Raw genomic sequence first — 19,278 nt, forward strand, 5'->3', positions numbered from 1 at the left:
TGTCGGAACCATGCTCGCAACTCGCTTTTTCCCTGCTCGAAAATGCCCATCCGAGGGCGGTATAACCACATCGCAATCACAAGGGAGAAGCATGATGTGGAAAAGAGTCGGAGCTGCCATTTTTCTGCTGCTATGGAGTGCATTCAGTATGGCGACATGCCCAGTCTGGTCACCCGCGCGGGCACAAGACGAGGTTGAGCGTCTGCAACAACAGCTCAATAAGTGGAATGAAGCCTACTGGAAGCAAGGCGCAAGTGAGGTCAGCGATGATGTTTACGACCGGCTGAGCGCGCGGCTGGCAAACTGGCAGCGCTGTTTCGCTATTGAACCAGCCAACGATTCGCCTGCATTGCCTGGCGGCAACGTGAAACATCCGGTTGCGCACACCGGGGTGCGCAAGCTGGTAGATAAGTTTGCGCTGCAGCAGTGGATGGCGGGCAAGCAGGATCTCTGGGTGCAGCCAAAGGTTGATGGTGTCGCGGTGACATTGGTTTATCGCAACGGAGAACTGGCGCAGGCCATCAGCCGGGGAAATGGCCTGGCGGGAGAAGACTGGACGGCAAAGGTGCGCGCCATTCCGTCTATCCCCAAGACAGTGACCGGTGTGTTGGCGAATAGCGTGTTGCAGGGCGAGTTATTTTTACGCCGTGAACACCACATTCAGAAACAGGACGGCGGACTTAGCGCTCGGGCAAAAGTGGCTGGTGTAATGCTGCGGCGCGGTGACCCCGCCATGCTCAACGATCTGGCGTTTTTTGTCTGGGCCTGGCCGGATGGCCCATCAACGTTAGCGCAGCGGCTGGTTGCACTGAGCAAAGCCGGTTTTGACGAGGTGCAGCATTACAGTGTGCCGGTCAATACCGCGCAGGATGTCGAACGCTTACGCAGCCGATGGTTTACCTCATCATTACCCTTCGTTACTGATGGTGTGGTGGTGCGCACCGGTTCTGAGCCAGCGGGTAAAAACTGGTTACCTGGGCAGGGCGATTGGGTCGTCGCGTGGAAATACGCGCCCGTCGAGGAAGTTACCGCAGTAAAGGATATCCAGTTTGCTGTAGGGCGCACGGGCAAAATTTCCGTCGTCGCTCTGCTTGAACCTGTACAGCTTGATGATAAACGAGTTCAGCGGGTGAATGTCGGTTCAATAAGACGTTGGCAGGCGCTGGATATTGCGCCGGGGGATCACATTGCTGTCAGTCTTGCCGGGCAGGGGATCCCGCGCATCGAACGTGTCGTCTGGCGCAGCCTCGTGCGGGAGAAAACCGTTCCACCTGCTCTAGGTTTTACGCCGCTCAGTTGTTTTTATGCCACCCCGGAATGTTACGAGCAGTTTATTGCTCGTCTGGTGTGGTTAAGTTCAGCCAGAGCGCTGGGGATTGAAGGACTAGGGGAAAGTGGCTGGCGGCTACTGCATCAGACACACCATTTTGAACATCTGTTTTCCTGGCTGACGCTAACGAAAGAGCAGCTACAGGCAACGCCCGGTATTTCGCCAGCGCGCGGGTTACAACTTTGGCACCGCTTCTCTCTCACGCGGGATACGCCTTTTACTCGCTGGCTTCATGCGCTCAGTACACCGGTGCCGCAGGCTGCGATAAAGGCTGCGGGCGACACTTCTTGGCGGCAAATGCAAAGACGTGATGAATTAGCCTGGCAGCAGCTACCCGCTGTGGGTGCGGAAAAAGCTCGACAGATTGTCGCCTTTATCCACGCGCCAGCGATTGAACAACTGGCGACATGGCTAGGCAAGCAGGGAGTGAAGGCATTTCAGTGAGCACTAGGTTTGTAGTGGAACACCGGCAGACCGAGCTTCCAGCGGATAGCCAGTAAGCGGGTCGTAAAGCCAAACAGTAGCGTCGTAATCACGACGGTATCGTGGTTTGTGACAACATGGCCCAGCGCGATGTAGAGCACCGCGGCAGCAAAAGCGATCCCGGCGTACAGCTCTTTTTGAAATACCAGCGGAATGCGTTTGCAAAACATATCGCGCAGCACACCGCCAAACACGCCGGTGACCACAGCAGCAATCACGGCGATCACCGGGCCTTCGCCCATATCGAGGGCGGTTTGCGCACCGATAATAGAAAACACCACCAGGCCGAGGGCATCAAGGATAAGGAACAGGCGGCGAAGATGCGGCATCACTGGTGCGAAGATGGTCGTCAGCACTGCCGCGACAGCGACAATAATGACGTATTCCGGGTGTTTCACCCAACCGAGCGGATAATGGCCCAGCAGAATATCGCGTACCGAACCGCCGCCAAGTGCCGTTGCGGTGGCAATAATAATGACGCCAAAGGTGTCCATGCGTCGACGGCCTGCCGCCAGCGCGCCTGTCATCGCTTCGGCAGTGATACCGATAAGATAAAGAATATGTAGCAGCATGCCCACTCCCGTGATTCAGAGGCGGCAGGTTAACGATTAAGCCGAAGACAAACGATTGAGTTTTTCTAAGGGAAGGAGATTTGGATTAGTTTATCTAATGCTTGTGGTGCCAGCATCATGAAGGAAAGACCCGGTCGGGCCTTTTCTTCTTAAACTGTGCGAAGGGCTTACTCGATGTTCTGAATCTGTTCGCGCATTTGCTCGATCAGAACTTTCAGTTCGATAGCCGAGTTGGTCACTTCTGCATTGATTGACTTGGATGCCAGCGTGTTTGACTCGCGGTTGAACTCTTGCATCATAAAGTCGAGGCGGCGACCGACAGCTTCTTTTTTCTTCAGAATGTTATAGGTCTCTTTCACGTGCGCTTCGAGACGGTCCAGCTCTTCGGCAACGTCGATTCGCTGCGCCATCAGCACCAGTTCCTGCTCAAGACGGTTGTTTTCCAGTTGCACTTGCGCGTCTTCGAGCTTGGCGACCAGGCGTTCGCGCTGCCATTGCAGGATTTCTGGCATATGCGCGCGGACTTTGCTGACTTCGCCGCTGACGCCTTCCAGCCGTTGTTCGATCAGGACTTTCAGCGCCTGGCCTTCGGTTTCGCGAGCGACAATAAAGTCATCCAGTGCGCCGTCCAGTGCGGAAAGAATTTGTGTGGTAATCGCATCAAGATCCTGCTCCTGGGCAGCCATTACGCCAGGCCAGCGCAGAATATCGACCGGGTTAATCTCCCCTTCGTCGCTCTGCATTTTGACCCAGTTCGCAGCGGTAACCAGCTGTTTAGCCAGTTTTTCGTTAAGGATCAGTTCGCTTTGCGCGCTGGAGTCTGGTTCGAAACGCAGATTACATTCAACTTTGCCGCGTGTCAGACGGGTACGAAGACGTTCACGGACAACCGGTTCGAGGCTGCGGAATTGCTCCGGCAGGCGGAAGTAAGTTTCCAGATAACGCTGGTTAACCGAGCGCAGTTCCCAGGAGGCAGAGCCCCATTCACCCTTGATTTCACGCCGGGCGTAGGCGGTCATACTGCGGATCATAGACGTTCCCGTTTTTATAGAGAGATGCGGGGATTATAGCTTTCGTGGCCTTATCAGGATAGGAATAACCTCGGTAAGCCAGTATAATGCGCAGCCACATTCGTAACAGCCGGAGAAATCATCATGCGTCCAGCAGGCCGTAGCGCCAATCAAGTGCGCCCCGTCATCTTGACCCGTAACTACACAAAACACGCAGAAGGCTCCGTGCTGGTTGAATTTGGTGATACCAAAGTGCTATGCACCGCCTCCATTGAAGAAGGTGTTCCGCGTTTCCTTAAAGGTCAGGGCCAGGGCTGGATCACCGCCGAATATGGCATGCTGCCGCGTTCCACTCATACCCGTAACGCGCGTGAAGCGGCGAAAGGTAAGCAAGGCGGCCGCACCATGGAAATTCAGCGTCTGATCGCCCGTGCGCTGCGCGCCGCAGTAGATTTGAATGCGCTCGGCGAGTTCACAATCACCCTCGACTGTGACGTTATCCAGGCCGATGGCGGCACGCGTACCGCGTCGATTACCGGTGCTTGTGTGGCATTGGCCGATGCGCTGAACAAATTGGTCGCTGCCGGGAAACTGAAAACCAACCCGATGAAAGGCATGGTCGCGGCGGTGTCTGTCGGTATTGTTAACGGCGAAGCTGTTTGTGATCTTGAGTATGTAGAAGATTCTGCCGCAGAAACCGACATGAACGTCGTGATGACCGAAGATGGCCGCATGATTGAAGTTCAGGGTACGGCGGAAGGCGAGCCCTTCTCACACGAAGAGCTACTCACCCTGCTGGCGCTGGCCAGAGGGGGGATTGAATCGATCATCACGACGCAGAAAGCGGCGTTAGAAAATTAATTTTGAAGCGACTGAAAAGTCGCTTTTTTTTGTCTGCAGAAAAGTGAGATGAGGAGCGGATCCATGAAAGCGTATCAGCGTCAGTTTATTGAATTTGCGCTTAATAAGCAGGTACTGAAGTTTGGCGAATTCACGCTGAAATCCGGGCGGAAAAGCCCCTATTTCTTCAACGCCGGGCTGTTTAATACCGGTCGCGATCTGGCTCTGTTAGGCCGTTTTTACGCCGAAGCGCTGGTGGATTCCGGTATCGATTTTGACCTGCTGTTTGGTCCGGCCTACAAAGGCATTCCTATCGCTACCACCACGGCGGTCGCGCTGGCGGAACATCACGAGCGCGATGTGCCTTACTGCTTTAACCGCAAGGAAGCCAAAGATCACGGCGAAGGCGGTAATTTGGTCGGCAGCGCATTGCAGGGGCGCGTGATGCTGGTGGATGACGTGATCACCGCCGGTACCGCGATTCGTGAGTCGATGGAGATTATCCAGGCCAATGGTGCGACGCTCGCTGGTGTGCTGATCTCACTGGATCGCCAGGAGCGAGGCCGTGCCGATATCTCCGCCATTCAGGAAGTGGAGCGCGACTACGGATGTAAGGTGATTTCAATTATCACCCTGAAAGAGTTGATTGCTTATCTGGAAGAGAAACCGGAAATGGCCGATCACCTGGCCTCAGTGCGCGCCTATCGCGAGCAATACGGCGTCTAAAATTTGGCCCGGCAGGTCGTCTGCCGGGTTCGCTTTACAGTAGTTTCACGCCCTGCGTGTTCACATACAGTGAATAGATAGAAGTGCTAGAGGCCATAAACAGGCGGTTTCGCTGTTCGCCACCAAAGCATAAATTGGCGCAGCGCTCCGGTAAGTGGATCATGCCAATCGCTTTACCTTGGTTATTAAATACGCGTACGCCGTCTAACTCTGCCGTGCCCATTCCCCAGCCGCACCATAAATTGCCATCGACATCGCAGGCGATACCGTCCGCCGTCCCGGTACCACAATCAATGTGTACTCGCTTATTTTTCAGCTGATTATCAATGATATCCCACGCCAGAATTAAGCGGTTAGGTGTGGCGCGGCTCTCCACCACATACAACGTTTTTTCGTCCGCCGAGAAGCAGATGCCGTTCGGCCCGCGCACATCGCCCAGCACAACCTCCAACTTACGGGTTTGCGGATCCAGTCGATAAACATTCTGCGGCAGTTCAGGTGCGGCTTTGTGCCCTTCATAGAACCCGGCGATACCAAACGGCGGATCGGTAAACCAGATAGAGCCGTCCGATTTCACTGCAATATCGTTCGGTGAGTTAAGCGGCTTGCCTTCGAAGCTATCTGCCAGCACGGTGATTGTGCCGTCATATTCCGTGCGCGTAATGCGACGCGTGTCGTGCTCGCAACTGATCAAGCGCCCTTGCCTGTCGCGGGCATGGCCGTTGGCGTTATTAGACGGTTGGCGAAAAACACGGGTTTCGCCAGTGGCCTCATCCCAGCGCATCACCGCGTTGTTGGGGATGTCGCTCCACAGCAGCATGCGCATATCGCCAAACCAGACTGGCCCTTCCGCCCAGCGGCAGCCCGTTGCGAGTTGCTCCACTTTGGCACTGGCCACCATATAACCGCGAAAACTGTCATCCAGCGCGACAATACTAGGGTCCGGGTACCGGGCCGAAGGCGCCCAGCCCGCGATACTCTTTTGACTCAGAAATAACGACGCGGTGGCGATACCGCTCAGTTTCAGCAGTTCCCGACGTGATGTCGCCATCATGTCTCTCCTTATTTGTAGGGTATTTATGATGTGATTTGAATTAGGTGGAAAGATACTGCCAGAGGGAGGGTAGAAAATATGGGAGGCCACGACATCTGGCATCTTAACGAATAATGTTGGGCTTTTTCACAGAAGGCGGGGAAATGAGAATGCAGCCACAAGGACTGCATGCGGTATTACTGCAATTGCGTGGCGAGTAGTGGCCAGCGGGCATCAAACTCTTCAGTTGGGATATATTTGAACTCGCTGCGCACATAACGCGACAGCATCCCTTCGCAAAATGCCAGTAGCTGGCTTGCCAGCAGCGTTTCGTCAGTCGCGTAGGCTTCGCCTTCGCGCATTTTGCGCTCACGCAACACCTGGCGAAGCTGGGCTTCAATGCGCTCGAATAGCTGATTAATACGCCCTTGCAGGCGATCCTGTTCGAACATCAATGCGTGGCCGGTCATGATGCGCGTTAAACCTGGGTTGCGCTCTCCGAAACCAAGAATCAGCTGCACGATAAGACGCAAGCGCGTGGTGGTGTCTTTTTCGTCTTTTAAAATCAGATTGATACGAGTAATCAGGCTATCTTCGATAAACTCAATCAGACTATCGAACATGCGCGTTTTGCTAGGGAAATGGCGGTACAGCGCAGCTTCAGAAACGCCAACGGACGCCGCCAGTTTCGCCGTCGTAATACGTTGGCTTCCATCGCTGGATTCCAGCATTAGCGCCAGAGATTGAAGTATTTCCTCGCGACGATTCCGTTTCGCAGCTTGTTTTTCTGCCATGTTCTAAAATACCCCTGAAAATAAGCACTTGTCAGGCGAGCAACCACACAACGACCGCAAACAGTGTGCGTTTGCGGTGATGTTATTGCGATTATTTCGTTGTGTAGTGCGTTAAAGAGAGCGGTTTATTGACGCCCGGAATGGCCGAAGCCGCCTTCACCACGCTCGGTGGCGTCAAAATCTTCCACCAGGTTAAATTCAGCCTGTACAACCGGTACAAAGACCATCTGCGCGATGCGCTCGCCAGGCACGATGGTAAAACTGTCCTGCCCACGGTTCCAGACAGAGACCATCAGCTGCCCCTGATAATCCGAATCAATCAGCCCCACCAGGTTCCCTAACACTACGCCATGTTTATGGCCCAGCCCGGAACGCGGTAAAATCACCGCCGCAAGCGATGGGTCGGCAATATGGATTGCCAGGCCGGTCGGCAGCAACGTTGTTGCGCCAGGCGCCAGCTCTACGGCGTCATCGAGACAGGCGCGCAGGTCAAGTCCGGCGGAGCCGGAGGTGGCATAGGTCGGCAGCGGGAACTGCTTACCAACGCGCGGGTCCAGAATCTTAACGTCGATTTTTTTCATCATAACGGGTAACGATCTCGTCCAGTAATAGGTGTCCCAGAAGGTCTTTGCGCGCCAGCGGCAAGCGTTTATCGCCATCCTGCCAGAAAAGATGCAGTGCGTTGCTGTCGCTATTGAAGCCTTGATTGGATTGCGAGACATCATTGGCGCAAATCAAATCGAGGTTTTTGCGGGCGCGTTTCTGCCGGGCATATTCTTCCACATTATTTGTTTCGGCGGCAAACCCAACAACATAAGGGCGATTTTCTGAAAGTGCGGCTACGCCCGCCACGATATCTGGGTTTTTCACCATTTTTATCGTAATTTCATCGCCTTGCTTTTTAATTTTTTCATCAGCGATGTGGCTGGCGCGGTAATCCGCTACCGCTGCACAGCCAATAAAAATGTGCTGTTGCCGAGCACCATTTTTTACGGCGGCTTCCATTTCCAGCGCGGTGGTCACATTCACACGCTGAACAAATGCGGGTGTTGGCAGCGACACCGGGCCAGAAACCAATGTGACATTCGCCCCGCGTTTAGCGGCGGCGGCGGCAATGGCGAAGCCCATCTTACCGGAACTGAGATTGGTGATGTAACGCACCGGATCCAACGGCTCGCGGGTTGGACCGGCGGTAATCATGATGTTCAGATGTTGCAGATCTTTGACAGGCGAGAAATGCGCGGCAGCCATATCGACAATGGTCAGCGGATCCAACATACGCCCTGGACCAATATCGCCACAGGCCTGGCTGCCGCTGTCCGGCCCCCATAACAACAGGCCACGCGAAGCCAGCACCTGCAAATTATGCTGTGTGGCGACGGCACGATACATTTGTTGGTTCATCGCTGGAACCACCGCGACAGGCGCTGGGGTGGCGAGGCAAATCGTGGAAACCAAATCGTTGGCCATCCCGGCGGCGACACGGGCAATTAAATCGGCAGTGGCAGGTGCCAGAATCACCAAATCGGCCCATTTACCGAGTTCGATATGGCCCATTGCCGCTTCGGCTGCGGGGTCCAGCAGGCTGTCGGAAACCGGATAGCCCGAAACGGCTTGCAGGCTCATCGGCGTGATAAAGGCTTTGGCGGCCTCGGTCATTACCACGCGGACTTCCGCTCCGCGATCGCGCAGGCGACGTACCAGCTCAGGTGCTTTATAAGCTGCAATGCCGCCGCTTACGCCGAGGACAATTTTTTTACCCGCCAGACTGATCATGATTCTTTCCTGTTGGATTTCACCAGAAGTTGGGCATTTTATCACAATCCTGATGTTGTCGTGCTTTTGCCCGTGAAGCACTTTGCGAGGCATTACGCAGAGATAAGAATTCGCTGTCGAAGGGGAGAAGTGGAGTGTGGCAGCATTTAGGCGAGACAGGGAGGAATGGACATGGACATTGTTTTTATACCCCAGAAACCGCGCGAAAAGATGCTGAAATTAGGCATTGAGTCCCTTACCGACGTGGAACTATTGGCGCTGTTTTTGCGCACCGGGACACAGGGGAAAAGTGTGCTCACCGTGGCGCGTGAAATGCTGAAACACTTCGGTTCGCTGTATACATTACTCTCTGCCGATTTTGAGGACTTTAAAGATATTCCCGGTATCGGCATCGCCAAATATGCGCAGCTAAGGGGCATCGGCGAACTGGCTCGACGTTCTTACAACGCGCGTATCGTCGTGGAAGAAAGCCCGCTGCTCAGTCCTGAACTCGCCAGGGAGTTTTTGCAAAGCCAGCTGTCGAGTGAAGAGCGCGAGATCTTTATGATAATCCTGATGGATAACCAGAACCGGATCATCAAGCACTGCCGGCTCTTTAGCGGCACTATCAATCATGTGGAAGTGCATCCGCGAGAAATTTTGCGTGAAGCGTTAAAAGTGAATGCAGCCGCCGTGATCCTCGCGCATAATCACCCTTCGGGTAACGCTGAGCCGAGTAAAGCGGATAAATTAATCACCGAACGGGTGGTGAAATGCTGCCAGTTCATGGACATTCGGGTCCTTGATCATCTGGTTATTGGCCACGGAGAGTACGTTTCTTTTGCAGAACGTGGTTGGATTTAGACCACTTTGCGCGATCCATCGGGATCTTTGTCTGTTCGGGACTTGAGCACACCGCCGACTCAGCGTATACTACGCCACCTTTGAGAATCTCGGGTTTGGCATTTGGGCCTGGCAATCGAGTGTTCACATAGAACTGCGATGACCGGGCTGTAAAGCCTGACGAGGCGCCGATACCCCATACGAAGCTCGAGCTAATTTGATTTTTGGAGAATAGACATGTCCCGAGTCTGCCAAGTTACTGGCAAGCGTCCGGTGACCGGTAACAACCGTTCCCACGCACTGAACGCGACTAAACGCCGTTTCCTGCCGAACCTGCACTCTCACCGTTTCTGGGTTGAGAGCGAAAAGCGTTTTGTCACCCTGCGTGTATCTGCTAAAGGTATGCGTGTAATTGATAAGAAAGGCATCGATACAGTTCTGTCTGAACTGCGTGCCCGTGGCGAAAAGTACTAAGTACTTAAAGGATATAAATCATGGCTAAAGGTATTCGTGAGAAAATCAAGCTGGTTTCTTCCGCTGGTACTGGTCACTTCTACACCACCACGAAGAACAAACGTACTAAGCCGGAAAAACTGGAACTGAAAAAGTTCGATCCAGTTGTCCGTCAGCACGTGCTGTACAAAGAAGCTAAAATCAAATAATTTTAGTTTTCTTGAACAAAAACCCCGCATTGTCGGGGTTTTTGCATTTCTGATAACCCGCAAAAAGCCGGAGACGAGATGCCTGAGTTACCTGAAGTCGAAACCAGCCGCAGAGGCATTGAACCGCATCTGGTCGGCGAAACCATTCTTCACGCGGTAGTACGCAACGGACGATTACGCTGGCCTGTTTCCGAAGAAATCCACAGCCTGAGTGATAAACCCGTGCTCAGTGTTCAGCGCCGAGCTAAATACCTGCTGTTGGAACTGCCTGATGGTTGGATCATCATTCATCTGGGAATGTCTGGTAGCCTGCGTATTCTTCCCCATGAGCTGCCGCCTGAAAAACATGATCACGTTGACCTGGTGATGAGCAACGGCAAAGTGTTGCGCTACACCGATCCCCGCCGTTTTGGCGCGTGGCTATGGACTAAAGAGCTGGAAGGTCACAATGTGCTGGCACATCTTGGCCCGGAACCGCTAAGCGACGCCTTTGACGCAGACTATCTTCAGCAAAAATGTGCGAAGAAAAAAACCGCCATTAAACCCTGGCTGATGGATAACAAGCTGGTGGTCGGTGTGGGAAATATTTACGCCAGCGAATCGCTGTTCGCTGCCGGGATCCATCCCGATCGGCTGGCTTCATCGCTTTCACAACAGGAGTGTGAAATTCTGGTGCGTGTTATTAAAGCGGTGTTGTTGCGGTCTATTGAGCAGGGCGGAACAACGTTAAAAGATTTTCTGCAAAGCGACGGGAAGCCGGGATATTTCGCGCAGGAGCTACAGGTGTATGGGCGGGAAGGGGAACCTTGTCGCGTATGCGGTACGCCGATTATTGCAGCGAAACACGCGCAGCGTTCAACGTTTTACTGCCGGCATTGCCAAAAGTAAGTGTGGCCGGAAAAGGCGAAGCCGCCATCCGGCACTAAAATCACTTGAGCTTATCCAGCAGTGCCTGATGCACATTTTGCGGCAAGAAATGCGTGACATCGCCCTGATGACGCGCCACTTCTTTGACCAACGACGAAGAGATAAACGACCACTCTTTCGAAGGCATTAAATAGACGCTTTCAAGTTCTGGCATCAAATGACGATTCATATGCGCCAGTTGCATCTCATATTCGAAATCCGCCACCGCCCGCAAACCACGGATCAGGATATTCGCCTGCTGTGCTCGCGCGAAGTTAGCCATTAAATCGCTAAATCCCACCACCGTGACGTTCGACAAATGGCCCGTTGCCGCCTGTGCCAGCGCCACGCGCTCTTCAAGATCAAACATCGGCTTTTTACTGGGACTCGCGGCAATCGCCAGCACCAGCTCATCAAACATTGAGGCGGCGCGGGTGACAATATCAATGTGCCCGTTGGTAATAGGATCAAAGGTGCCAGGATAAATCGCCCGCTTTTGCATAATCGACCTTATTGCGCTTTAGGTGGCAGATAGGGTTCCAGCAGTTGCAACAAAAGCTGCAGAGCGCCCTGGTTCTGGTAGAGCACTTCCACTGCATGGCGACCGTAGAAGTTCCGGTAATCTTCATCAGTCAGCAAAGAGGTAATCTCTTTGGTCAGTGCGGCTACGTCCGCCACCGTTATCAATCCGTCGGCCTGTGTCAATCGCGCACAGATATCCTTGAAGTTAAACGTGTGCGGCCCCATCAATACAGGAATCGCGTGGGCGGCTGCTTCAAGCGGGTTATGTCCGCCTCTCTCAACCAAAGAACCGCCGACGAACGCCAGATCCGCAATGCCGTAAAGCAACATCAGCTCGCCCATGGTGTCGCCAATCACGACCTGGGTACTGGCAGATGGCACTTCGCCGGAAGAGCGGGTGATGTAGTTTAAACCCGCCTCGCGCACCATATTCACGGCATCAGGGAAACGCTCAGGATGACGCGGAACCAGAATCAAGAGTAAATCAGGAAACTGTTTTAGCAAGGCCTGGTGCGCAATCAGCATGATGCTCTCTTCGCCTTCATGCGTACTGGTTGCAATCCAGACCGGACGATGCGGCGCCCACTGGCGACGCAGGGCAACGGCTCTGGAGGCGAGCTGTGGTGTGACCGAGATATCAAACTTAAGGCTGCCGGTTACGGTAAGCTGGTTACGTTTCGCCCCCAGGGCGATAAAGCGCTCGCCATCTTCGCTATTTTGCGCCGCAATGAGCGTAATTCGGCGTAACAAGGTCTGGATAAATTTGCCCAATTTCGCATAACCCGCGGCGGAACGTGCGGACAGACGAGCATTGGCAATTACTAGCGGGATTTTTCGCTTGTGCAGCGTGCTAATCAGGTTAGGCCACAGTTCGGTTTCCATGATTAACACCAGCTTGGGGTCGACCTTATCAAGGAAACGATTTAACGCGCCGGGCAGATCGTATGGCAGATAGACATGTTGTACATCGCCGCCGAAAGCGGACATGACGCGTTCCGATCCTGTTGGTGTCATCGTGGTGACGGTGATTGGCAAATCAGGGTAGCGATGGCGTAAAGCGCGTACCAGCGGAATGGCGGCGAGAGTTTCACCGACAGAGACGGAATGCAGCATAATACCGCCGGCTTTCATCGGCTTACGATAGAAGCCGTAGCGTTCACCCCAGCGTTTGCGGTAAGCCGGAGCTTTAGCACCACGCACCCACAATCGCACCCAGATCAGCGGTTGGATAAGATACAGCAATGTGGTGTAGAGCAATTGAAGCATAGTACTTTGCTGGCTTAGGAATGTGCTGGGGATTTTAAGTATTTAGCACAGCCATTGCTATTACTTTTGCCGAAATCAGCTAAATTCGCCCCTTATCGCGCCAATAATATCGGGCAACTATGTTTTTTTGCATTCTTAGCCATTTTATTGATGATTCAAGATTGGCCGGATTCTGATTTTTGCAAAAGGGCATGTTTATATGATTTTGATATTTAATGGTTTTATGATCAATTTACCGAAAAGTGCTTGATGTCGGATTGGCGAGCAAGAAGTGGTACAATGAAGGATCTATAAGTGCGCAGTATCAGTGTTCAGGTAGCTGTCGAGCCTGGGGCGGTAGCGTGCCTGTCGTTTTTTTCCGGATATCACCACCAAAAAGAGCCGATTGTGGAAAAGCCATTTAACCGAATTTTGGTCATTAAAATGCGTTTTCACGGAGACATGCTGTTGACCACGCCGGTCATTAGCACGTTGAAACGTAATTATCCTGACGCGAGCATCGATATGCTGCTGTACAAAGACACGATGCCGATCTTATCTGAGAATCCCGAAATTCATGCTCTTTATGGAGTGAGTAATAAAGGGGCATCGTTGAAGGAAAAAATACAAAATTTCCTCAGTTTGGTTAAGCAGTTACGCAAGAATAATTACGATCTGATTGTCAATCTGACGGATCAACACATCGTGGCGCTATTGGTAAGATGCCTGGCGGCGAAAGTGAAAATCTCACAGGATTACGCCCATCGCCAATCATCATTCTGGAAAAAAAGTTTCACGCATTTGGCTCCCTTTGCGGGCGAACACGCCGTGGAGCGAAATTTATCGACGCTTCTTCCGCTGGGTATTACGGATTTTTGCCGCGATACCACAATGAGTTACGCCCCTGAACATTGGCATCATATGCGAAGCGCATTGGATAAATTAGGTGTCGGAGAGCATTACGTCGTGATCCAACCGACAGCCCGACAACTTTTTAAATGCTGGGATAATGACAAATTTTCCCAAGTTATCGATGCGTTGCAATCCCGTGGCTATCAAGTTGTTTTGACATCCGGCCCGGGCGCTGACGACCTGGCTTGTGTCGAAGAGATTGCGAACGGGTGTAAACAAAAACCGATTACTGGTCTGGCTGGCAAAACGCGTTTTCCGGAACTTGGTGCTCTGATTGACCATGCCGCACTGTTTATTGGCGTCGATTCGGCTCCCGGACATATTGCTGCCGCGGTGAAAACACCGATCATTTGCCTGTTTGGCGCGACCGACCATGTGTTCTGGCGACCCTGGAGCGACAACTTTATCCAGTTCTGGGCAGGAAATTATCAGCCGATGCCTACACGACGTGAACTGGACAGGAACGAGAAATACCTGTCCGTGATCCCAGCCGAAGACGTCATCGCGGCAACGGAAAAAATGCTGCCGCAAACTTGGTCCGCGCCGGCTGTGGGTGTCTCATCATGATCGTTGCATTCTGCTTGTACAAATATTTCCCGTTCGGCGGCCTGCAACGCGATTTTATGCGCATCGCGCAAACTGTGGCGGGGCGAGGCCATCATGTCCGCGTTTACACGCAATCCTGGGAAGGTGAAGAACCTGATAATTTCGAACTTATTCGTGTGCCGGTGAAATCGCATACTAACCACGGTCGTAATGCTGAATATTACACTTGGGTGCAAGCGCACTTGGCGCAACATCCGGCCGATCGGGTTGTTGGCTTCAATAAAATGCCGGGTCTGGATGTCTATTACGCGGCGGATGTGTGCTACGCCGAAAAAGTGGCTCAGGAAAAAGGTTTCTTCTATCGCCTGACGTCTCGTTACCGGCATTACGCTGCGTTTGAGCGCGCAACCTTTGAACAAGGGAAAACGACGCAGCTACTGATGTTGACGGATAAGCAAATCGGCGACTTTCAAAAGCATTATCAAACCGAAGACGAACGATTCCATATATTGCCTCCTGGCATTTATCCCGACCGAAAATACAGCCAGAAAATACCTAACAGTCGGCAAATCTACCGCGAGAAAAACGGTGTCGCCGAACATCAGTATTGGCTGCTTCAGGTGGGTTCCGATTTCAGCCGCAAAGGTGTCGACAGGAGTATCGCTGCCGTTGCCGCGTTACCCGAAGCGATCAAGAAAAATACATTGCTGTTTGTCGTGGGTCAGGATAAACGGGGGCGTTTTGCTGCGCAGGCGGAAAAGCTGGGTATCAAGGATAACGTGCAATTCTTTTCCGGGCGCAATGATGTCTCGGAACTGATGGCCGGTGCAGATTTGCTGGTGCATCCTGCCTATCAGGAAGCGGCTGGCATTGTGTTACTCGAAGCGATAACGGCAGGTTTGCCGGTGCTTACCACTGCGGTTTGTGGTTATGCTCATTACATCGCGAAGGCGCAATGTGGTGTTGTCATTGATGAGCCTTATTCACAAAAAGCTTTTGATGATGCGCTCCGTGTTGCTTTGCAAAATAGTGCAGTACGAAACGGTTGGGCGGAACAAGCGCGACACTTCGCGGATACTCAGGATCTTTATAGTCTGCCGGAAAGAGCGGCGGATATTATTACGGGTGAAGTGCATGGTTGAATTGAAAGAGCCGCTGGCGACACTCTGGCGGGGAAAAGATGCGTTTGCTGAAGTCAAAAATTTGCAGGGAGAAGTTTTTCGCGAACTCGAAACGCGTCGCACCCTGCGTTTTGAACTCGCCGGGAAAAGCTATTTTCTGAAATGGCATCAGGGAACGGCATTAAAAGAGGTGGTCAAAAACCTGCTTTCGCTGCGTATGCCGGTGCTTGGCGCGGACCGGGAATGGAATGCCATTCACCGCTTGCATGATGTGGGCGTGGATACGATGCACGGCGTGGGGTTTGGTGAAAAGGGTGCGAATCCCATCAATAAAACCTCCTTTATTATCACTGAAGATCTGACACCAACCATCAGTTTGGAAGATTACTGTGCCGACTGGCAGACAAACCCGCCAGAACCGCGAACCAAACGCATGATTATCCGGCGCGTTGCCACCATGGTTCGAAAAATGCACCAGGCGGGCGTAAACCATCGCGACTGCTATATTTGTCATTTTCTGCTTCATCTGCCGTTTAATGGCGATGAAAATGCGCTGAAAATATCAGTCATCGATCTTCACCGTGCCCAAATGCGCTCACATGTTCCGCAACGCTGGCGCGATAAGGACTTGATCGGATTGTATTTTTCTTCTCTTAATATCGGCCTGACTCAGCGCGATATCTGGCGTTTTCTCACCGTCTACTTTGCCAAATCGCCACGAGAAATCATGGCGCAAGAGGCCGGATTATTAGCTAAAACAAAAACAAAAGCGGAAAAGATTCGCGAGAGAACAGAACGTAAGTCTCTGTGAACAGATAAAGTGACGACTCAATGAAAATTGCATTTGTTGGCGAGGCCGTGTCTGGCTTCGGCGGTATGGAAACCGTGATCAAGGCTGTGATCGATTCGTTTCAAAAGAGTGACCATTTCGCAGAGTGCGAAATGTTCTTTTTCTGTCGTAATGACAAAATGGATAAAACTTGGCTGAAAGGAATCACTGCTTCTTACTCTTTTTCGAACTTCAAAATCTCTTCAATACGGCGAGCGATGCATATTCGAAACCTCTCGCATTGGTTGAAAGAAATAAAGCCGGATGCTGTTATCTGCATTGATGCGCTTTCTTGTCTGCTGGCGAATAAAGCTCGCGTGAAGAGTAAACAGCCGTTTTCTTTATTTTCATGGCCACATTTTTCTTTGGATCACAAAAAACACGCTGATTGTGTTATTTATGCCGATCATCATCTCGCTATTAGCTCCGGCATCAAAAAACAGATGCTGGATCGCGGTGTATCAGCGAACAATATCAGCGTTATTTATAATCCAGTTTCCCCTCAATCCGGCACGATACCTGCTCCAGATAATAACGAAACTGCGACGTTTTTATATGTAGGACGAATGAAGTTTGAAGGACAGAAAAGAGTAAAAGATCTACTTGATGGCCTTTCACAAGTTAACGGAACCTGGCATTTACATGCTATTGGAGATGGTTCTGATTTTGAAAAATGTCGGGCATATGCACGTCAGCTGAAAATAGACCAACAAATCACCTGGCATGGCTGGCAAGCAAAGCCTTGGGATATTGTCCGGAATGAGATAAAAAAAGTTTCTGCTTTGCTGCTTACTTCGGCATTTGAAGGGTTTGGCATGGTGTTACTCGAAGCGATGGCTTGGGGAATACCTTGTATTAGTGCCCGATGTGTTGCGGGTCCGGAAGATATTATTCGTGATGGGGTAAATGGTTACCTCTATCCTCCGGGAGATATGAGCAAATTTGTTGTGTTACTGCAGCGGGCAATTGATCAACGCGGTGTATTTGACCCAATCGGCGTGAAGCACTCAATAAATCAATTTTACAGTGACACGTATAATAGAAATATGCGAGAGGCTATCCTCTCCGCCATGAAACAGAGTGATAAATGAGCCAAACTTATTTTGATGAGAAAGACGTCATCCTTTCGATTAAAGATTATAACTATCTTCCGGATACGAACGTCAAAGCCTTCAATATCGCTTATGGGATTGACAAGAATTTTCTCTATGGCTGTGGTATTTCAATCGCATCTATTCTGTTAACTAATGATGATAAGACATTAACATTCCATGTGTTTACAGATTTTATAACTGAAGCTGATAATAAAAAGTTTTCTGCGCTAGCAGAACAATACCAATCCAGAATTATTATCTATTTAGTTAACTGCGACAAATTGAAATCACTGCCCAGTACAAAAAACTGGACGTATGCAACTTATTTTCGCTTTATCATTGCTGATTATTTCGCAGATAAAACAGACCGCGTGCTTTATCTGGATGCCGATATTGCATGTAAAGGAAATATTCAAGAGTTGATTGACCTTGAGTTTTCCGATCAGCAAATTGCCGCGGTTGTGACAGAGGGCAATACTGAGTGGTGGAAAAAACGTTCGGTAAGCCTCGCTACGCCGGGGTTAATCGATGGTTATTTTAATGCAGGATTTCTACTTATTAATATTCCTTGCTGGACGGTAAATAATATCTCACGAAAAGCAATCGAAATGTTACGAGATCCTGCTGTGGTAAGCAAAATAACGCATCTCGATCAGGATGTTCTAAATATGTTGTTGGTTGGGAACGCGTTATATATTGATAAGAAATTTAATACTCAATATAGCATCAATTATGAATTAAAAGTGAGCTCAACAAATCCGGTGAATGATAGTACAATTTTCATTCATTATATTGGGCCGACGAAGCCATGGCATCAATGGGCTAATTATTCTGTTTCTCAGAGTTTTCTCAAGGCAAAAAGTCATTCACCATGGAACAATGATAAATTGTTAGAACCAACGAATGCAAATCAATATAGATACTGTGCGAAGCACATGCTGCATCAGAAGAAGTTTATTAAAGGAATAATTAGTTATCTTTTCTATTTTCAAAAGAAAATCATAAACTAAAAAAACAGATAGGTGATGCAGTGGACTCATTTCCCGAAATCAAAATTACAGAATTCAAAAGTTATGATCACAGCGATAAAGAAATTACCGATGCGCTAAACATCGCCTATGGAATTGACCGCAACTATCTTGATTGGGTTGGTGTCTCAATCACTTCGATTGTGATCAATAACGATATTAATATTGAGTATCGCATCATTTCTGATGAATACAATGAGTGCTTTCTTGAGCGAATAGCCATTCTGGCAAAAAGATATAGTATTAAAATCACACTCTACTTGATTAATGCCGAATGTCTTAGTGATCTTCCCAGCACAAAAATATGGTCGCGGGCAATGTATTTTAGATTATTTGCCTTTGAACACTTTAGTAATAAACTCGATAAATTACTGTACCTCGATGCAGATGTGTTCTGTAAGGGGAGGCTGGATGAGTTAGCCAATTGCGAACTGAATAATGTTGCTGCTGCCGTTGTGAGAGATGTTGACTCTATGCAAAATAAAGCAGCGGAAAGGCTCAAGGATACGGGACTAAAAGATAAATACTTCAATTCCGGCGTTGTCTTTGCAAACCTTCAGGAGTGGGTGAAAAACGATTTAACAAAACGTACATTCTCTATTCTCTTAAGCGAAGATAGTTACGGAGTAAGATATAAATATCCGGATCAAGATGTATTAAATATCTTGTTGAAAGACAATGTTATTTTTATGCCTCGTAAATTCAACACCATTTATACTATCAAAAGTGAACTGAAAGATCGTACTCATCAGCAATATAAAAAAATTATTCTCGATGAAACCGTATTAATACATTATACCGGCGCCACCAAACCTTGGCACAAATGGGCTACTTACCCGTCAACTATTTATTATCAAAAGGCTTTGGCTGCATCACCCTGGAAGGATCAACCTCCCCGTGATGCAAGAACGTTTATTGAATTCAAAAAAAGGTATAAACATCTGCTAATTCAACATAATTACTGCGCAGGACTTGTAGCAGGTTTTCAATACCTTTTGAGAAAATATTCTATCTATCAAAAATAAAA

The 19,278-nt window shown here is 50.3% G+C and carries 21 protein-coding genes; 13 read left to right on the forward strand and 8 right to left on the reverse strand.

Going from position 1 to position 19,278, the window contains the following annotated elements:
• Positions 1–94 precede the first annotated feature (94 nt).
• A complete protein-coding gene (ligB, locus tag AAEY27_RS00575; protein WP_342325684.1) occupies positions 95–1,774 on the forward strand; it encodes an NAD-dependent DNA ligase LigB in 1,680 nt (559 codons plus the stop codon).
• Here ligB and AAEY27_RS00580 read toward each other — a convergent pair.
• Positions 1,768–2,385 (reverse strand): trimeric intracellular cation channel family protein, encoded by a 618-nt coding sequence (locus AAEY27_RS00580; RefSeq protein WP_342323036.1) that lies wholly within the window; start codon positions 2,383–2,385, stop codon positions 1,768–1,770. The genes ligB and AAEY27_RS00580 overlap by 7 nt on opposite strands.
• A gap of 167 nt (positions 2,386–2,552) precedes the next feature.
• On the reverse strand, positions 2,553–3,416 hold the full coding sequence (locus AAEY27_RS00585) for a YicC/YloC family endoribonuclease (protein ID WP_342323037.1): 864 nt from the start codon (positions 3,414–3,416) through the stop codon (positions 2,553–2,555).
• 123 nt (positions 3,417–3,539) lie between these two features.
• On the opposite strand from AAEY27_RS00585, the gene rph reads away from it, so the two are divergent.
• Together rph and pyrE are read left to right on the forward strand one after the other, a co-directional pair.
• Positions 3,540–4,256: a ribonuclease PH gene (rph, locus tag AAEY27_RS00590; RefSeq protein ID WP_342323038.1), complete on the forward strand. Its 717-nt coding sequence runs from the start codon at positions 3,540–3,542 to the stop codon at positions 4,254–4,256.
• Between the two features lie 63 nt (positions 4,257–4,319).
• Entirely contained in the window at positions 4,320–4,961 is a 642-nt protein-coding gene (gene pyrE, locus AAEY27_RS00595; protein WP_342323039.1) for an orotate phosphoribosyltransferase, read from the forward strand.
• Positions 4,962–4,995: 34 nt separating this feature from the next.
• On the opposite strand, the gene AAEY27_RS00600 is transcribed toward pyrE, so the two are convergent.
• From AAEY27_RS00600 to coaBC, 4 genes are all read right to left on the reverse strand, one after another.
• Positions 4,996–6,012, reverse strand: a complete 1,017-nt coding sequence (locus AAEY27_RS00600) for an SMP-30/gluconolactonase/LRE family protein (RefSeq protein ID WP_342325685.1) — start codon at positions 6,010–6,012, stop codon at positions 4,996–4,998.
• 179 nt (positions 6,013–6,191) lie between these two features.
• Positions 6,192–6,788, reverse strand: a complete 597-nt coding sequence (slmA, locus tag AAEY27_RS00605) for a nucleoid occlusion factor SlmA (protein ID WP_342323040.1) — start codon at positions 6,786–6,788, stop codon at positions 6,192–6,194.
• Between the two features lie 125 nt (positions 6,789–6,913).
• Complete coding sequence (dut, locus tag AAEY27_RS00610; RefSeq protein WP_342323041.1) at positions 6,914–7,372, reverse strand: dUTP diphosphatase; 459 nt, start codon at positions 7,370–7,372, stop codon at positions 6,914–6,916.
• Entirely contained in the window at positions 7,350–8,564 is a 1,215-nt protein-coding gene (coaBC, locus tag AAEY27_RS00615; protein WP_342323042.1) for a bifunctional phosphopantothenoylcysteine decarboxylase/phosphopantothenate--cysteine ligase CoaBC, read from the reverse strand. The genes dut and coaBC overlap by 23 nt, the downstream gene beginning before the upstream one ends.
• 171 nt (positions 8,565–8,735) lie before the next feature.
• Here coaBC and radC point away from each other — a divergent pair, with 171 nt between their 5' ends.
• The 4 genes from radC to mutM all read left to right on the forward strand — a co-directional run bounded on the left by radC (position 8,736) and on the right by mutM (position 10,936).
• Complete coding sequence (gene radC / locus AAEY27_RS00620; RefSeq protein ID WP_342323043.1) at positions 8,736–9,407, forward strand: RadC family protein; 672 nt, start codon at positions 8,736–8,738, stop codon at positions 9,405–9,407.
• A 216-nt stretch (positions 9,408–9,623) separates the two neighbouring features.
• Positions 9,624–9,860, forward strand: coding sequence for a 50S ribosomal protein L28 (gene rpmB, locus AAEY27_RS00625; protein WP_002436699.1), 237 nt, complete (start codon positions 9,624–9,626; stop codon positions 9,858–9,860).
• 20 nt (positions 9,861–9,880) lie between these two features.
• Positions 9,881–10,048 carry a 50S ribosomal protein L33 gene (gene rpmG / locus AAEY27_RS00630; RefSeq protein ID WP_003024094.1) on the forward strand — a complete coding sequence of 56 codons (168 nt, stop codon included), beginning with the start codon at positions 9,881–9,883 and terminating at the stop codon, positions 10,046–10,048.
• 78 nt (positions 10,049–10,126) lie between these two features.
• A complete protein-coding gene (gene mutM, locus AAEY27_RS00635) occupies positions 10,127–10,936 on the forward strand; it encodes a bifunctional DNA-formamidopyrimidine glycosylase/DNA-(apurinic or apyrimidinic site) lyase (protein ID WP_342323044.1) in 810 nt (269 codons plus the stop codon).
• Positions 10,937–10,976: 40 nt separating this feature from the next.
• Here mutM and coaD read toward each other — a convergent pair whose 3' ends face one another.
• Positions 10,977–11,456 carry a pantetheine-phosphate adenylyltransferase gene (coaD, locus tag AAEY27_RS00640; protein ID WP_342323045.1) on the reverse strand — a complete coding sequence of 160 codons (480 nt, stop codon included), beginning with the start codon at positions 11,454–11,456 and terminating at the stop codon, positions 10,977–10,979.
• 8 nt (positions 11,457–11,464) lie between these two features.
• Positions 11,465–12,742, reverse strand: a complete 1,278-nt coding sequence (gene waaA, locus AAEY27_RS00645) for a lipid IV(A) 3-deoxy-D-manno-octulosonic acid transferase (RefSeq protein WP_342323046.1) — start codon at positions 12,740–12,742, stop codon at positions 11,465–11,467.
• A gap of 387 nt (positions 12,743–13,129) precedes the next feature.
• On the opposite strand from waaA, the gene rfaQ reads away from it, so the two are divergent.
• The 6 genes from rfaQ to AAEY27_RS00675 are packed head-to-tail and all read left to right on the forward strand — an operon-like array spanning position 13,130 to position 19,276.
• Positions 13,130–14,200, forward strand: a complete 1,071-nt coding sequence (rfaQ, locus tag AAEY27_RS00650) for a lipopolysaccharide core heptosyltransferase RfaQ (RefSeq protein ID WP_342325686.1) — start codon at positions 13,130–13,132, stop codon at positions 14,198–14,200.
• Positions 14,197–15,321 carry a glycosyltransferase family 4 protein gene (locus tag AAEY27_RS00655; protein ID WP_342323047.1) on the forward strand — a complete coding sequence of 375 codons (1,125 nt, stop codon included), beginning with the start codon at positions 14,197–14,199 and terminating at the stop codon, positions 15,319–15,321. The genes rfaQ and AAEY27_RS00655 overlap by 4 nt, the downstream gene beginning before the upstream one ends.
• Positions 15,314–16,111 carry a lipopolysaccharide core heptose(I) kinase RfaP gene (gene rfaP, locus AAEY27_RS00660; RefSeq protein WP_342325688.1) on the forward strand — a complete coding sequence of 266 codons (798 nt, stop codon included), beginning with the start codon at positions 15,314–15,316 and terminating at the stop codon, positions 16,109–16,111. The genes AAEY27_RS00655 and rfaP overlap by 8 nt, the downstream gene beginning before the upstream one ends.
• Positions 16,112–16,131: 20 nt before the next feature.
• On the forward strand, positions 16,132–17,220 hold the full coding sequence (gene waaB, locus AAEY27_RS00665; protein WP_342323048.1) for a lipopolysaccharide 1,6-galactosyltransferase: 1,089 nt from the start codon (positions 16,132–16,134) through the stop codon (positions 17,218–17,220).
• Positions 17,217–18,233 carry a lipopolysaccharide 3-alpha-galactosyltransferase gene (waaO, locus tag AAEY27_RS00670; RefSeq protein ID WP_342323049.1) on the forward strand — a complete coding sequence of 339 codons (1,017 nt, stop codon included), beginning with the start codon at positions 17,217–17,219 and terminating at the stop codon, positions 18,231–18,233. The genes waaB and waaO overlap by 4 nt, the downstream gene beginning before the upstream one ends.
• 20 nt (positions 18,234–18,253) lie before the next feature.
• Positions 18,254–19,276: a glycosyltransferase family 8 protein gene (locus AAEY27_RS00675; protein WP_342323050.1), complete on the forward strand. Its 1,023-nt coding sequence runs from the start codon at positions 18,254–18,256 to the stop codon at positions 19,274–19,276.
• The last annotated feature ends 2 nt before the right edge of the window (positions 19,277–19,278 follow it).

Origin of the sequence: Kosakonia sp. BYX6 (assembly GCF_038449125.1) — a bacterium.
GTDB lineage: Bacteria > Pseudomonadota > Gammaproteobacteria > Enterobacterales > Enterobacteriaceae > Kosakonia > Kosakonia calanthes.

Coding starts and splice junctions, on each gene's coding strand:
- ligB (WP_342325684.1), top strand. CDS start 95: ATGTGGAAAAGAGTCGGAGCTGCCATTTTTCTGCTGCTATGGAGTGCA.
- AAEY27_RS00580 (WP_342323036.1), bottom strand. CDS start 2,385: ATGCTGCTACATATTCTTTATCTTATCGGTATCACTGCCGAAGCGATG.
- AAEY27_RS00585 (WP_342323037.1), bottom strand. CDS start 3,416: ATGATCCGCAGTATGACCGCCTACGCCCGGCGTGAAATCAAGGGTGAA.
- rph (WP_342323038.1), top strand. CDS start 3,540: ATGCGTCCAGCAGGCCGTAGCGCCAATCAAGTGCGCCCCGTCATCTTG.
- pyrE (WP_342323039.1), top strand. CDS start 4,320: ATGAAAGCGTATCAGCGTCAGTTTATTGAATTTGCGCTTAATAAGCAG.
- AAEY27_RS00600 (WP_342325685.1), bottom strand. CDS start 6,012: ATGGCGACATCACGTCGGGAACTGCTGAAACTGAGCGGTATCGCCACC.
- slmA (WP_342323040.1), bottom strand. CDS start 6,788: ATGGCAGAAAAACAAGCTGCGAAACGGAATCGTCGCGAGGAAATACTT.
- dut (WP_342323041.1), bottom strand. CDS start 7,372: ATGATGAAAAAAATCGACGTTAAGATTCTGGACCCGCGCGTTGGTAAG.
- coaBC (WP_342323042.1), bottom strand. CDS start 8,564: ATGATCAGTCTGGCGGGTAAAAAAATTGTCCTCGGCGTAAGCGGCGGC.
- radC (WP_342323043.1), top strand. CDS start 8,736: ATGGACATTGTTTTTATACCCCAGAAACCGCGCGAAAAGATGCTGAAA.
- rpmB (WP_002436699.1), top strand. CDS start 9,624: ATGTCCCGAGTCTGCCAAGTTACTGGCAAGCGTCCGGTGACCGGTAAC.
- rpmG (WP_003024094.1), top strand. CDS start 9,881: ATGGCTAAAGGTATTCGTGAGAAAATCAAGCTGGTTTCTTCCGCTGGT.
- mutM (WP_342323044.1), top strand. CDS start 10,127: ATGCCTGAGTTACCTGAAGTCGAAACCAGCCGCAGAGGCATTGAACCG.
- coaD (WP_342323045.1), bottom strand. CDS start 11,456: ATGCAAAAGCGGGCGATTTATCCTGGCACCTTTGATCCTATTACCAAC.
- waaA (WP_342323046.1), bottom strand. CDS start 12,742: ATGCTTCAATTGCTCTACACCACATTGCTGTATCTTATCCAACCGCTG.
- AAEY27_RS00655 (WP_342323047.1), top strand. CDS start 14,197: ATGATCGTTGCATTCTGCTTGTACAAATATTTCCCGTTCGGCGGCCTG.
- rfaP (WP_342325688.1), top strand. CDS start 15,314: ATGGTTGAATTGAAAGAGCCGCTGGCGACACTCTGGCGGGGAAAAGAT.
- waaB (WP_342323048.1), top strand. CDS start 16,132: ATGAAAATTGCATTTGTTGGCGAGGCCGTGTCTGGCTTCGGCGGTATG.
- waaO (WP_342323049.1), top strand. CDS start 17,217: ATGAGCCAAACTTATTTTGATGAGAAAGACGTCATCCTTTCGATTAAA.